The 14634-nt window shown below is 49.1% G+C and carries 11 protein-coding genes and 1 pseudogene; 7 read left to right on the forward strand and 5 right to left on the reverse strand.

What is annotated here, in order from left to right; genetic code table 11:
- Positions 1–540: 540 nt before the first annotated feature.
- Positions 541–1866 carry an MFS transporter gene (locus tag ABF824_RS12530; protein WP_415489361.1) on the reverse strand — a complete coding sequence of 442 codons (1326 nt, stop codon included), beginning with the start codon at positions 1864–1866 and terminating at the stop codon, positions 541–543.
- Between the two features lie 560 nt (positions 1867–2426).
- On the opposite strand from ABF824_RS12530, the gene ABF824_RS12535 reads away from it, so the two are divergent.
- Genes ABF824_RS12535 through ABF824_RS12545 form a run of 3 tightly spaced genes read left to right on the forward strand, consistent with a single transcriptional unit; the run spans position 2427 to position 6217 of the window.
- Positions 2427–4463 (forward strand): FAD-dependent oxidoreductase, encoded by a 2037-nt coding sequence (locus ABF824_RS12535; RefSeq protein ID WP_415489362.1) that lies wholly within the window; start codon positions 2427–2429, stop codon positions 4461–4463.
- Between the two features lie 29 nt (positions 4464–4492).
- Positions 4493–5242: an electron transfer flavoprotein subunit beta/FixA family protein gene (locus tag ABF824_RS12540; protein WP_415489363.1), complete on the forward strand. Its 750-nt coding sequence runs from the start codon at positions 4493–4495 to the stop codon at positions 5240–5242.
- Between the two features lie 42 nt (positions 5243–5284).
- The gene (locus ABF824_RS12545) at positions 5285–6217 is read left to right on the forward strand and encodes an electron transfer flavoprotein subunit alpha/FixB family protein (protein ID WP_415489364.1); all 933 of its coding nucleotides are present in this window, start codon (positions 5285–5287) and stop codon (positions 6215–6217) included.
- A gap of 131 nt (positions 6218–6348) precedes the next feature.
- On the opposite strand, the gene ABF824_RS12550 is transcribed toward ABF824_RS12545, so the two are convergent.
- A complete protein-coding gene (locus tag ABF824_RS12550; protein ID WP_415489365.1) occupies positions 6349–6975 on the reverse strand; it encodes a TetR/AcrR family transcriptional regulator in 627 nt (208 codons plus the stop codon).
- 230 nt (positions 6976–7205) lie between these two features.
- On the opposite strand from ABF824_RS12550, the pseudogene ABF824_RS12555 reads away from it, so the two are divergent.
- A pseudogene (locus ABF824_RS12555) lies at positions 7206–7883 on the forward strand (IS5 family transposase).
- Positions 7884–8186: 303 nt separating this feature from the next.
- A complete protein-coding gene (locus ABF824_RS12560; RefSeq protein WP_415489366.1) occupies positions 8187–8513 on the forward strand; it encodes a hypothetical protein in 327 nt (108 codons plus the stop codon).
- A gap of 217 nt (positions 8514–8730) precedes the next feature.
- Here ABF824_RS12560 and ABF824_RS12565 read toward each other — a convergent pair whose 3' ends face one another.
- Positions 8731–10710: a prolyl oligopeptidase family serine peptidase gene (locus tag ABF824_RS12565; protein WP_415489367.1), complete on the reverse strand. Its 1980-nt coding sequence runs from the start codon at positions 10708–10710 to the stop codon at positions 8731–8733.
- Positions 10711–10874: 164 nt separating this feature from the next.
- Here ABF824_RS12565 and ABF824_RS12570 point away from each other — a divergent pair, with 164 nt between their 5' ends.
- Positions 10875–11492, forward strand: a complete 618-nt coding sequence (locus ABF824_RS12570) for a DedA family protein (protein WP_415489371.1) — start codon at positions 10875–10877, stop codon at positions 11490–11492.
- Positions 11470–12432 (forward strand): SDR family oxidoreductase, encoded by a 963-nt coding sequence (locus ABF824_RS12575; RefSeq protein WP_415489368.1) that lies wholly within the window; start codon positions 11470–11472, stop codon positions 12430–12432. Before ABF824_RS12570 ends, ABF824_RS12575 begins: the two co-directional genes overlap by 23 nt.
- A 156-nt stretch (positions 12433–12588) precedes the next feature.
- Here ABF824_RS12575 and rfbF read toward each other — a convergent pair whose 3' ends face one another.
- Together rfbF and ABF824_RS12585 are read right to left on the reverse strand one after the other, a co-directional pair.
- Entirely contained in the window at positions 12589–13356 is a 768-nt protein-coding gene (gene rfbF, locus ABF824_RS12580; RefSeq protein ID WP_415489369.1) for a glucose-1-phosphate cytidylyltransferase, read from the reverse strand.
- 55 nt (positions 13357–13411) lie between these two features.
- Complete coding sequence (locus ABF824_RS12585) at positions 13412–14449, reverse strand: NAD-dependent epimerase/dehydratase family protein (RefSeq protein WP_415489370.1); 1038 nt, start codon at positions 14447–14449, stop codon at positions 13412–13414.
- Positions 14450–14634 lie beyond the last annotated feature (185 nt).

A 14634-nucleotide genomic window follows, 5' to 3' on the forward strand; every position in this document is an offset into this window, starting at 1 on the left:
AAAGCGTGTGTACGTTAATAGCGTACCGTGGGTTCGAATCCCACTCTCTCCGCCATATGTCCCCAGATTTTTAAGTAAAATCAAATTGTTGGCGGGATAAAACTTTTAATTTGTTCCCTAAAAACCCCGCCGCTTTGAACAAAGAAAAATATCTCTCGCCTCGGATTTTGCGACTGTCTTGGGCTGCTCCTTTTATACAGTGAAACTGCCGTTTGGTGGGCTTTGATAGGTATACAGCCGATCATGAAGCATTCCGGCCATTGGCCTGCATATCTGACAACAGGTTAGATCAGTAGCTTCTAAGTGATGATGTGGTGCTTGCAGACGCTGTCGATGAGATGGAAGAAGCACAGAAACCAATGCTGTCTCGGAATCGTATCTGTCTAAAAGTGCCGCCTGATAGAAAACATTTCAGTGATGTACATCTCTATAATGTGGTATGTTCTATATGGAAGCATGAGTTCTGATTTTAAATATAGTCATTTATTGCTCGTAATACGTGGTAAGTGATTTTTCAGAGCAGATGGGAAGTTTTTTCTTTCAAACAATCACTTTGGCTGTTTGAGTAAGATCTAACCCGCTAGTTTCAGGAGCTTCTCTCCAGGAATACCACGCGCCAAAAAAAGATATTGCAGCAGCAATTCCCATTGTTTTTGCTATTCCAAGAGAGGTCAGTGACACAGGTACGAAATAGGTTCCTATTACCGCCCCAATTCGCGAAATGGATGTGCTGAGACCTACTGCAGATGCTCTGACTTCAGTAGGAAAGAGTTCATTGGGATAAATATACGATAATACCTGTGCGCCGCCGATGAAAAGAGCATATGCCCCAAAGAATAGTAAAATACAAAATGATGAGGCATTTGAAAACAAAGCAAGAAATAAAAGAGAAGTCCCCGACAATAGAAAGCTGGAAACCAGCATCTTACGACGTCCCAATATATTTATAAGTTTCATACCGCCAACACACCCGACAACAAATAGCGCTGTGATGACGACAGATCCATAAGCGGCCCATGTGCCTGTAAGGTGCAGTGCGAGAAGTACTTTTGGTGCAAAAGCATAAACCGCGAATAATGGAACAATCGCGCATGTCCAGAAGACACAGACAAACTTCATGCGTCGTCCGTATTCCGAATGGAATAGTCTCCGGACGGAGATGAGTTCACTATCGACAATGGCAGGAAGATCATCTGAGGAATACTGCTTTCCGTACACTTTCTTTACAATGTCATCGGCACGCTTTTCTTCGTTTTTAGCCATAAGCCAACGAGGAGATTCCGGAATGCCACTACGTCCGAGGAAGAAAATCAATCCAGGCACAGCAGCACTTACAAGAACCCACCGCCACGCATCCTCACCTCCATAACGAAGAATAATATCCCCAACGACATATGCGGCTGCGGCCCCTGCAAACCAGACGACGACCAGACTGGCCAAGAGGGGACCTCGTTCTTTTTTGGGGAGGAATTCGGCCAGAAGAGAGGTGGCGATCGGATAATCAGCTCCCACTGCTATGCCGATCCCCAGCCTTATGATGAAAAGCTCAAATCCGTTCTGCACCCACATCTGAGCTACAGAAAGCACAACGATCGAGATCAGATCGATCATATAGAGAATTTTTCGTCCATACAGATCAGTAAACCAGCCCCCGATAAAACCACCCAGAAAAGCTCCTATTAAAGCAGAAGCCGCAATGAGCCCTTGCCAGAAAGAGCTGAGATCAAGTCGATTCGAGAGTTGCACCATGGCAACTCCAATAATGCTGAGCGCATACCCATCAAGAAACGGTCCACCTGCGGAGTATATGGTAAGCTTCTTATGGAAACTATTAAGGGGAATTTCTTCCAGAGAAAGCTTTGTCACCAACAACGTCCTTTTCGTTTACCTTGTGCTCAGAGGGTGTCGTCTCTATTAGGCAGAGCGCCTCTTATTCTTATTTGCAAGAGTTCTTATGCTTGCGACAAAACCTGTATTTCACAGTGATCTGGAATGGTTGTTTCTGATCGGCTAAGGCGCACACACCATAACGATTCAGAAATGATATCGTCAAGGCAGAATGTACCAATCTGAACGTCTTCAGTACATAGGTGTCATCAATAATCATGCTTTCATCAGTTTTTAGAAAGCATAAATTTAATTTTTCTTTTGATATAATATGAAGAATATAAAAAACAGAATCTGATATTTTCCATGATTGGCGCCTATGAAAACGGGCGAGGCATACGTTGCAGACGCAAGAGGAAAAAGAGACTCCTTCTCTCAACCGCTTGCCGCGCGAAAAAAGGCCGCAAGGTAAACAATTTTGTCTTTATAAAGCACATAATTGTCGCCTTAAGACAATTATGAGTTCGGTCATGTATTCCTAATTGACACCAATGTACATTGATGCCTAATCATTTAGAAAATCATTTCGGAGCCGTTTCATGTCTGGTGATCCTCTCCTCCAGCCTTACCAGTTAAAAAATCTGACTCTGCGAAACAGAATCATTGTAACGTCTCACGAGCCTGCCTATCCAGAGGATGGTATGCCAAAGGAGCGTTATCGGGCTTATCATGTAGAGCGCGCCAAGGGTGGCGTCGCCATGACCATGACTGCCGGCTCCGCCGCAGTTTCAAAAGACAGCCCGCCAGTATTTAACAATCTTCTCGTCTATAAGGATGAAGTCGTTCCCTGGATGAAGGAACTGACGGATGCGGTGCATGAGCAGGGCGCCGCCATCATGATTCAGTTGACCCATCTGGGACGGCGTACACGCTGGGACAAAGAGTTCTGGCTGCCCGTCGTATCGCCTTCCCATAACCGGGAAGCCGCCCACAGAGCCTTTCCAAAAAAAATGGAAGACTGGGATATTGAACGCATTATCAAAGACTATGCCGATGCTGCAGAACGCATGAAGGCTGGCGGCATGGATGGGATTGAGCTTCAGGCTTATGGGCACCTGATGGATCAGTTCTGGTCACCGCTTACAAACGATCTGGAGGGCCCTTATGGCGGGTCACTCGACAACAGACTTCGTTTTACTTTTGACGTCCTGACAGCAATTCGCGAGAGGGTGGGGCCGGATTATATCGTTGGCATCAGATACACGGGAGATGAAGAACTTCCGGGTGGTATCAACGAGACCGAAGGTCTGGAAATTTCAAAACGGCTGAAAGATAGCGGACTTATTGACTTTCTCAATGTTGTTCGAGGCCATATCGACACGGATCCAGGGCTGACCGATGTTATTCCAATTCAGGGCATGGCCAATTCACCTCACCTCGAGTTTGCAGGGAAAATTCGTGAGGCGACGGGGTTCCCGACCTTTCACGCCGCCAAAATTCCGGATGTAGCAACCGCTCGTTATGCCATTGCATCGGGGAAAGTCGATCTTGTTGGCATGACGCGTGCTCATATGACGGACCCGCATATTGTACGGAAAATCGTAGAAAAACGCGAAGATGATATCCGTCCTTGCGTCGGCGCCAATTATTGTCTTGACCGAATTTATCAGGGCGGTGCGGCTTTCTGTATTCATAACGCGGCGACAGGACGTGAAGTGTCAATGCCGCAGGTGATTGCAAAGGCTGACAGTCGTAAGAAGGTTGTCATCGTCGGCGCCGGTCCTGCTGGGTTGGAAGCGGCGAGAGTCTCAGCTGAAAGAGGTCACGAAGTGGTGGTCTTTGAGCTTGCCTCGGAACCCGGTGGGCAGATCCGTCTTACGGCACAGAGTCCCCGTCGACGCGAGATGATGAGCATCATCGATTGGCGTATGAGCCAGTGCGAAAAACATGGTGTTACATTTCACTTCGACACATGGGCGGATGCCGAGACAATTCAGGAACAGGCGCCGGATGTAGTGTTTATCGCTACTGGTGGCCTTCCTCACACCGAGGTTCTTACAGAAGGGAATGAACTGGTAAACTCGTCCTGGGATCTTATCTCCGGCGATGTAAAACCACGAGAAAACATATTAATCTTTGATGATGCTGGCGATCACGCTGCAATGCAGGCGGCAGAGGTTGCCGCTGCCGCGGGGGCTAAGGTTGAAATCATGACGCCCGACCGGTCTTTTGCCCCGGAGGTCATGGCCATGAATCTTGTTCCTTATATGCGCTCATTGCAGAAGCAGGATGTGACCTTTACGGTGACCTACCGCCTCAGCGCTGTCAGAAAGAATGGAAATCAGTTGGTTGCCGTGGTGGGAAGCGATTACGGTGGTGTGGAAAAAGAGCGGATCGTCGATCAGATCATTGTGAATCATGGTACGCGTCCTCTTGATGATCTTTACTTCGAGCTAAAGGAAAGTTCAGTGAATCATGGGGAAATTTCACATGATGAGCTCACTGGGGGCCATCCCCAGACTGTGGTGCGCAATCCGCAGGGAACATTTCGTCTTTTCCGTATAGGCGACGCTGTTTCCGCAAGAAATACCCATGCCGCCATCTTCGATGCTCTACGTCTGGCTAAAGACATTTAACCGTATGTTTGGGTGATGGGAGTAAAAAGATGAAGATCCTTGTCCCCGTAAAACGGGTGGTTGATCCAAACGCCACGATCCGTGTCCGGCATGATGGGTCCGGAGTGGATATCAGCGGTCTGAAAATGTCGATCAATCCTTTTGACGAGATTGCCATAGAGGAAGCTGTCAGACTGAAGGAAGCCGGACTGGCTAAGGAAATTGTCGCAGTTTCAATCGGTCCCAGCAAGTCTGAGGATGTCATCAGAAACAGCCTGGCCATGGGTGCTGATCGCGGTATCCTTGTCGAAACGACGGATATACTTGAACCACTGACAGTCGCGAAACTTCTCCGTGCCATCGTTGAAACTGAAAGTCCTGATCTGGTCATAACTGGCAAGCAGGCCATTGACGACGATTCAAATCAGACGGGACAGATACTCGCTGCATTACTTGGTTGGGGACAGGCAACATTTGCATCAGAGGTAGATGTGCGGGATGGACAAGCTATTGTCACGCGAGAAGTGGATGGTGGTCTCCAAACCATTGGTGTGGCATTGCCCGCAGTCATTACCACCGATCTACGGCTTAATGAGCCACGTTATGTATCCCTTCCCAACGTCATGAAGGCCAAGAAAAAGCCTTTGAGCAAGACGACGCCGCAGGAGCTGCAGATTCCAACTACTGCACGTCTGAAAGTTCTTGAAACACAGGAGCCTCCCCAGCGAAAATCTGGGGTCATGGTCTCATCGGTATCTGAACTGGTCGACCGAATAAAAAACGAAATCAGTGCGCTTTAATTGGTTGGGTAATTAGTACAGAGACAAGCGGGGTAAGAGACAATGACGGTTCTTCTTCTGTCAGATCATAATCATCAGAAAATTTCTGATGAAACGGTAAAGACTGTTTCTGCTGCTCTGGAGATTGGTAGTGAGCTACATGTTCTTGTCGCCGGACAAGGACTCGATCATGTCGTTCGCGACGCCTCTACCCTGGCGGGTGTTTCCAAGGTGATCGTGGCAGATGACGAGCGCTATGCACATGGTTTCGCTGAGCCTTTGTCGGACCTGCTTGTCTCGATCATGTCTGATTACGACACGCTCATCGCCCCATCCAGTTCCATGGGTAAAAATGTATTGCCTCGTGTAGCAGCGTTGCTGGACATTGCACAGATTTCGGATATTATCGCCGTTATTGACTCTAACACATTCAAACGTCCCATTTATGCTGGAAATGCCATTCAGGTCGTTCAGTCGACAGACCCGAAACGGGTTATAACTGTGCGGGCTTCCTCTTTCCCGGAAAGAGAAAGAGGAGGTTCTGCCGTCGTTGAAACTGTTTCTTTGCCGCCCTTGCGCCCTTACCCGTCTACTTTCATTTCCGAGAGGCGCGAGCAGTCGGAACGACCAGAACTGACGGCGGCGAGGATAGTAGTTTCAGGCGGACGGGCATTGGCATCAGCAGAAAACTTCACAAAGCTGATATTTCCGCTTGCCGATAAAATAGGAGCCGCAGTTGGCGCTAGCCGTGCCGCTGTGGATTCCGGTTATGCACCAAATGATTGGCAGGTTGGGCAAACGGGAAAAATTGTTGCACCCGATCTGTATATCGCGGCGGGAATATCGGGAGCCATTCAGCATCTTGCAGGAATGAAGGATTCTCGGATCATTGTGGCAATTAACACAGATCCAGATGCGCCGATTTTTCAGGTCGCGGACTACGGACTTAAAGCAGATATATTTCAGGCTTTGCCTGAGATGAGCAAATTATTGTAAACGAGAGTGTAAGAAAAATTTTCAGTTCAATCTGGAGAGATCAAGAAGCCATCAATCATTCTTTGTAGTGGCTGAAATTAGTCAAGGCATCTTTGATCTTTCCAAGTATTGTATTTTCAACTTCACATAATTTATTTCTTACACTTGTATCCATGGCGCGCAAAAAAACGGTCCAGTTCTCGTTGAGTTGCCTTCTTTCCAGTAAAAATTTCCAAATAACTTGGAATACGTTCCATCCGTTCAGCTGTTTTCTCTCGGGTTTGCCGTGTAATGTAGCCAATCTGAACCAGATAAATTGATTGTGCCCGTACTTCGGCAGACGTCTCCGAATAACCGAAATGTTGAAACATGCGTGTTAGCGCAGCGATACGTAAGTCATCAGCTTGTTGTACTTCAGATAAAATATAGGAGGACTGAAGTCCCCAGCTTCTGATCGCAAATTCAAATTGAGAGTCAAATAAGTTCGTGTCCAGCCAGCAATCGAAGACATTCAGAACTGCTTCCCGAATTGTTTCCGCATAAGCCTCGGCTTGCTTGATAACATTGCCTGTATTCTTCTGTCGCCATAACGAAACGAGAGCTTCGAGAAGCTCTTCTCGATCCCTGAAAAACCAGTAAAAGCTTGTCCGTGAAAGATTTAATTTCGCTGCTAAAGGGGAAATTTTTACCGCATCAACTCCGTTTTCCAGCAGCGCTTCATATGCAACATTCAGCCACAGCTCTGCCGAACCTCGTTTGACTGTCTCGTTGATTTCCATGGCTAAGCGAATTTACCTTTCAAAGAATTGTAAGGGGAACATGTAACTGAGAAAAATTGTTTCGGCCAATTATTTCCGATTTCGGAAGGCGTGCGGCATAAGGCGTATCGTCAGTTAGGACGCGAGGTTTGAGGGTGCTTGTATTCCTGCTTGATTTGTGAGGTTTTCTCTCTGCTTTCAGGAAGAGTGTGATGCGTCCGTATGGTCTGAACGACAGTTAGTGGAAGCGGATAAAGGATCTTCTCCCGGGTCGTGAGGATCATGCCCAGGGGACGGCTGCGGATAACCGTCTCTTGGTGGAAGAGGTTCTATATCGTTACTGCGCCGATATTCCCCGCCGTGATCTGCCTGTCCGGTTCGGTGCTGGAAAAACGTTCATCGACGGTTACGTCGCTAGGGCGAAAGCGGCGTGATCGAACGGATTTCCCGGCATCTGGCTGCTGATCACGCCAATGAATACATGATGATCGACAGCACGCTTGTCCGCGTTCACCCGCATAGTGTAGGCACCCGTAAAAAAGAGGCGCACATCAGGCCACAGGGGGTCCCATGGCGGACTGACTTCGAAAATCCATGCGGTCGTTGATGCTGGAGAAAGGCGGACATCACGGGAGCAAGTCTTGTGCTGAATGAAGTCGATTCAGAGGCTTTTATCCCTGACAAGCCGTATGACGCTCATCCACTCATCAAACTGCTCGATGCGCGGCAGATTACAGCGGTCATCCCTTCAAGAAAAAATCGCTGCAATCCACAGACACTTGCTTCTCACTCTCCAAAAGAGAAACGAAATCGAACAGTTTTTTGCTGGACTGAAACAGTTTAGGGGCATCGCAGTGTGTCACGATAAGCTGAAAGCTACTTTCCTCGCGGCCGTTCAGCTTGTCCGCGCTATCCTGCGCGTTAACTGATGACACGCCTTAGGTTAATCGAAGCAATATGATTATTGATGTACTGTACCTTGAAGCCCACTGGATAGAGGCATCTCTGTGCCAAAGGACTGCTTGCACTCGAATTGATATGTCGTTTGAGAGCGGTATCTTGTTTGTAGTATCTTGAAGAAAAACGGGAAATTAAAATAATCTATGATTATCACATTGATAAAACGTGATAATTCAAAAAAGCTCATAAATGAAATTATATTCACAATCAAACTCCCTGTGTGAATTATTCGTTCTAGAATTAGATTGCAACTTTTAACCTGGGGAAAAGTAATGAAACTCGCATGGGCCCTGATGGTGGGTGGCGCTTTATCCATTTTTCCTCAAATGGGTTTTGCTCAAACGGCAAGCAAAAACAGCACTCCCCCAACAGCAGAAAGCGCTGCCAAGCAGGTTGGAAAAAGTCCAGTCGCTGCGAAAACAAAGGAGGGAGCGCGGATCGAGCCTTCCAAGAAACTATGGAATAACCCGAGGACTGTATCCGAACAGCCAGGAAGTATGCCTCCCTCTAATAAAACAACAAACTCTCCCTCCAAACCCACTACTCCCAGTAAGGAAGAGAAATCCTCGGATACTGAACAGTCAAAAGAGCAGCCCTAGACTGAAACGTCTGTAAGGTATGGTCACGATATGATTCCAATGCTTCATTGAGGCTTGGAATCATCGGACTGTTGATGCTGAGCCGTGAGCAAATGAAGCACCCTGTCTCCTCCAACAAAATTCCGAAAGACGCGGTTATCTTACTCTCGGTATCTTGGCGAAAGGCAGCATAAGCTCAAAAACCTCAACGATTGGCGCTGTATCGCAACTCAAACTTTCATCGTCTGATGTCGTCCAGTTTCTTTTGATCCACCTCAGACAGACTGATGTCCGCAGGCGTGAAACCGAAAACACGTCCGTAAAACAGTAATTCAAGCTGGAATGCTCGCTTTACTGTTTCCTCGCCTCTGAAGCCATGCCCCTCACCGGGAAACTCTATGAGAGGAGCAGCAACGCCATTCTTGTGTAGGGCGGCAACCATTGAGCGTGCCTGTTCTGGTGGCACAACGCTATCGTCCAGCCCTTGTAGAAACAGGACAGGGACATGGATGCGATCAGCCATGAAGAGAGGGGAGCGTGAGCGATAGATGGCTTCCTCTTCAGGCCATGACCCGACCAGACTGTCCAGATAACGCGCCTCGAATTTGTGGGTTTCCTCGGCGAGAGTGCGGAGATCCGTCACACCATAGAGACTCACCCCAGCTGCGAAGATCGTTGAATTGGCAAGAGCTGACAGAACCGTCATGCCTCCCGCGCTTGAACCGCGTATGGCAATCCGCTTGGGATCAATCCGTCCGTTCTCCGCCATGAACTGTGCCGCCGCGATGCAGTCCTCGACATCCCGCACACCCCAATGCCCTTCCAGTCGTTGCTGATAGGCGCGTCCAAAGCCGGTTGAGCCGCTGTAATTGACATCCAGCACGGAAAATCCACGACTGGTCCACCACTGAACCTTGAAAGAGAAGCCTTCATTGGCCCGGGCGGTTGGCCCCCCATGAGCGGTGACGATCATGGGGGGCTTTTCACCATCCGGCACGCTGTAGCGGCTGTTGGTCGGTGGATAAAAGAAAGCATGTCCCATCGCGCCATCGGCGAGTGGAAAGTGGATGCTTTCAGGAAGAGCGATATCGTCGCCTGAGAAAGGCAGAGCAGTTGCCGCACGTATGACATGCGGTATGACACTCGGCGCTCCGGTCACAATGGCGGGTGGAGCATCGGCAGGTGCGTTCAGCCAGACAAGATGGTTGCCGAATGGAATGGGGCATTGTTCGGGAACACCGAGATCCAGTGTTTCTGCCGTGTGCCCCCCGTTCTCCGGTTTCAGCAGTAATGTGCGTGTCTGCCCGTCACTGACCGCCAAGGCGAGAATGCGGCCATCCGGCAACAGCGTGTAGCTACGCTGTCCGAACACCCAGTGGGGTTGGCCAATTTCCGCTGCCATCGGGCAAACGGGCGTGGCTTTTCTGCTGGAAAGATCGAATCGCCAGATGTTCCACCAGCCGCTGCGATCGGTGAGAGCGAGCAGAGTGTCGTTGTCGATCCATTGCGGTTCCGTCACCGACTCGGCCTGATCATCACCCGTGAGGACACGGCGGGAAGCGGCGTCATCCAGACGTTGCACGCAAAGACGTGTACTGGTCCACGGCATCGCTGGATGCGTCCATTCGATCCACGCAAGCTGGGTTCCGTCCGGAGAGGGGGTCGGTGTCGAGTAGAAATCCGCGCCGCTGGCAATGGTTGTCTGGGTGCCGTCTGCCAGCGCGAGACCAACCAGTGTGTTCACGGGTTCTGCGCCGCCCTGATGATTTTCACGCACCGCGAACACTGTCTGGCCATCGGGAGAGAAGGCGAAGCTGGCATAACGTGCGCCCTTGCTGCCAGTGAGCCGCTTTGGAGAGGGAGCGGACAGGCGCAGGGTATAGACGTTTCCATCGGCGCGGTTGCTGAACACGATTGTTTCACCGTGAACAGCATAACTCCCACCGCCATATTCATGGACCTTGGTGGCAACATCCATCTCGGCCGGGGTCAGGTCGTGCGGTTCAGCTCCCGTTCGCCACACCACCAGCGTTGTGCGGCCTTTCTCAGCTGGGCGTCGTTCCCGCCAGAACACCGTATCCACGCTGACCGTGATCTCGGACAGGGTGACGGTCTGCCCGGCAACAAGCATCGGCGTGACTGGCGAGTGCCAGGTGCCGCAGGGAGCCGCCTTACGAGCGACTCCAGAGAAATTTTCCGGGCTGTGTTGACGGGTCATGAAACCTCCTCGGACCAAGAGCTTTCCCGGTGTGCAGGCTTGACAGAAGCCTGTCCAGACGGTTCCTGACCTGTTCGTGCAAGCTCCCGGGATATGTCCTTCTGTTACATTATATCGAAACGCTGCTGACACATTATGGCTATGGCGTGATTGGCGTTGTGGTGATGCTGGAAAGCATGGGCCTGCCGCTTCCCGCGGAAAGTCTGCTCATCACGGCCGCTCTGTTCAGTGCGACGACTCATAAGCTGCATATCTGGGGCATTGTGATTGCCGGCGTGACCGGGGCGATCATGGGTGACAATTTCGGCTATCTGATCGGTCGCGAGTGCGGGTTCCGTCTGCTGAACCGCTACGGCAAATATATAGGTCTTACGACTGACCGACTCCTGCTGGGCCGTTATGTCTTTCGTCAGCATGGCGGCGTCGTGGTCTTCTTCGGACGGTTCATTGCGATCCTGCGTATCTTCGTAGCGCTTCTTGCTGGAGCGAACCGGATGCCCTGGCACACGTTTCTTTTCCACAACGCGCTCGGCGGTATCTGCTGGGCGGGTGGCTATACACTGGCCACCTATTATCTTGGACAGGAAGTTCTGAAGATTTCAGGTCCGGTGGCATGGACCGTCGCCATTGTTGGGGGGGCGGTTCTGCTGACAGGGTTCATCTTTCTCAAGAAAAATGAACGTCGACTGACGCAGCAGGCGATGGAAGCCGCGCGTCATGATCCGGAACTGATGTTCGGTATGGAGAAGGAACTTGAGAATGGCAGCGGTCGACAGGATTGAACAGCACACGGCGTTTCTGACCACGTTGCGTCGTCTGGATGGGCAGGTGGCGGTGGTTACGGGGGCAAATAGTGGGCTCGGTCTGGAAGCTGCCTGTGGGCTTGCGGCGCTGGGTGCGCGGGTGATTCTCGCGGCGCGCTCTGCGGAACGGAATGAAGCGGCGTTGGCCACTCTCCTTCAGCGTGTGCCGAATGCACAGGCTGAAACTGCCAGTCTTGATCTAGCCTCTCTCGCTTCTATCGAAGAGTTTGCTGCTACCCTGGACGATCGCTTTCCCGCTATAGACATACTGGTCAACAATGCAGGGGTCATGGGGCTACCCGTGAGACGCGAGACCCGCGATGGTTTCGAGATGCAGTTTGGCGTTAACCACCTAGGCCATTTCGCTTTGACGGGGCGCCTGAAACCGTTGCTGGAAGCTTCACAACGTGGTGGAACCGTAATTGCCGTGGCCAGTCTGGCTGCCAGCGATGGTCATATTTATTTCGATGACCTTCAATCCCGTCACAACTATACGCCATTTCGAGCCTACCGGCAGAGCAAGCTGGCCAATCTGATGTTCGGAGAAGAATTGGCACGTCGTGCGAAGGCGGAGGGCTGGAAGCTTCATACGCGCATCGTCCATCCCGGATGGGCACGCACACAGATCGTTCTGAATGGTCCGGGCTCGTCAGGCGGAAATGTAATTTCGTGGCTGACTGAGACGGGTGCGAAGGTGGCGTTCGGCCTCTTTGGACAGACTGCCGCAGGTGGTGCGGAACCATATCTTTACGCGGCTGCTTCGGCTTTGGCGGAGGATGGTGGTTATTACGGTCCTACGGGACGAGGTGAGCGCACGGGGGCGCCAGGAAAGGCCACCGTGCCGGCCTCAGCAAAAGATAAAATCGTTGCACAGCATTTGTGGGACGTATCAGCGCGCCTGACGGACGTGGAGTTCTGACGACACGCTGGGCATTTATGTGATCCTTATCCATACATTCTGCTTTTTGGTGGTTATCAAGTGTCCTTGAAAGAAGAATGTATGGAACGGATGATATCTGTTTCAACTTTTATGCATTCAATAGCGCATCGAGATATGAGGAAGAGGGCAATGTGCTCATTGCCACAATTTCCAAGGTGCTTTTCCGGTTACCCATAATTCATCTAAGTGCTTTTTATCACGCAATGTGTCCATGGAGTACCAGAATCCCGGATGAGAAATTGCCATAAGTTCATTTGACGCAGACAATTTTTCCAGTGGTCCCCGTTCAAATATGGTGTCATCACCGTCCAGATAATCAAATACTTTTGGAGAAAGCACGAAAAATCCGCCGTTCACCAGACCTTTCCCTTCCGGTTTCTCATGAAATTTACTGACCTTACCGTCCTGAATATCCAGTGATCCAAACCGTGCAGGTGGGTTAACTGCTGTTACCGTACCAATTTTTCCATGTGAATTATGGAAACGAATGGATTCTGTTATATCCAGGTCCGTAACACCGTCTCCGTAAGTCAAACAGAAGTCCCCATCAGAAAGATATTTTTCCAAGCGGAGCAGTCGACCGCCTGTCATGGTATCCAATCCGGTATCCACGAGTGTTACTTTCCATGCATCTGAATTTTTTCTAAGGGTAGTAACGGTATTTGATGCAAGGTCTATTTCAATATCAGAAGAATTTTCATAATAGTCGATGAAGAATCTTTTTATCATATTTGCTTTATAGCCAAGAGGAATTACAAAGTCATTTATGCCGTGGTGGGCATATATTTTCATGATGTGCCAGAGTATAGGCTGTCCACCAACTTCTACCATTGGTTTGGGTCGAGCTTCAGTTTCTTCCATAAGTCTGGTGCCATAACCGCCGGAAAGAATAACAGCTTTCATCACTATAGACTCCAGTTTTTAAAAGAAAAATAAATTCATTTGACAAAGAAGACTATTACTTAGTCCATCTGATATCCTGATCGAGAACTCCCTTTTCCATAAATTGTTTGAGTGTATGTAATCGGACAAGTCGTGAAAATGGTTGGGTTTCTTTTAAAAGATGAGAATCCTTTATGCCTTCTATAAGTCTTTTAATTGTTGTGGCTATCGAAATTCTTGGCAGATAATCAGGAGCTAATATTTCCAAAGCTGAGAAATCAACCTTGTAGGATCTTTTGTCGGGTTGAGCTTTTTCATTAATTGTTATTTCGGTGCCTGGAAGGGCATCTGCAACGTAATCTGCAAGCTCTTTAACGGTATAATTTGCACTATTACGCCCCGCATTGACAATCAGAAAAGGATCGCCGCTACGTGTGACGGCCCATTCCATAATGCGTGCCATATCGATGACATCGATAAGAGGACGCCAGGGAGTTCCATCACTGAGAATCGAAATTTTACCAGTAGTAAGTGCGGAAGCGACAAAATCATTTAAAACAAGATCGAGTCGAAGGCGTTGAGAGAATCCACATGCAGTCGCAAACCTAAGGCAGGATATGAACATTTTGTCAGATTGAAGTTCTGCCAGTTGTTCTTCTGCTGCGACCTTGGATTTAGCATAAGCGGTAAGTGGATTGATCGAATCGAGTTCAGTCCGTGCGGATCCAGCTGCCGCACCATAAACGCTACAACTTGAAGCAAGAACAAAATGTTTCACGCCTTTATCAAGGGCCATTTTCGCAGCGAGAATGCAGCATTCTTTATTTATAATATCTGTCACGACCTCAAATTGTTGCCCCATGGGATCATTCGAGATGGCTGCAAGATAAATGACAGCGTCCACCTTTTCAAAAAGTGAAGGGTCTAAATCACGCACATCGCCAAATAACTGATTATTAAGAGAAATTTCAGGAAGAGGATGTTCTCCCACAAGGCAGTGAGCAAATAATGCACTGTCAAATCCTGATAAATAAGCACTTTGGAATGTTTCCCGCATATACTGGGAAACTACTGAGCCCACATATCCCATATTTCCTATAATAAGAATATGCATACAGATGGTCCTTACGTTGTTCCAAACTGGATATAAAAGCCGTAATTTACAGACTGATACTCAGCACGAAATGGAATGATCAAAAATTTCATTTACGAAGATTTGGTACGGTGTTTTTTTGACAACGCTTCATATCTCATAATATTTTCTAGGAATATTTACACATTCGCGTGATTATGAAATAT

Origin of the sequence: Acetobacter sp. (assembly GCF_047721705.1) — a bacterium.
Lineage (GTDB): Bacteria > Pseudomonadota > Alphaproteobacteria > Acetobacterales > Acetobacteraceae > Acetobacter.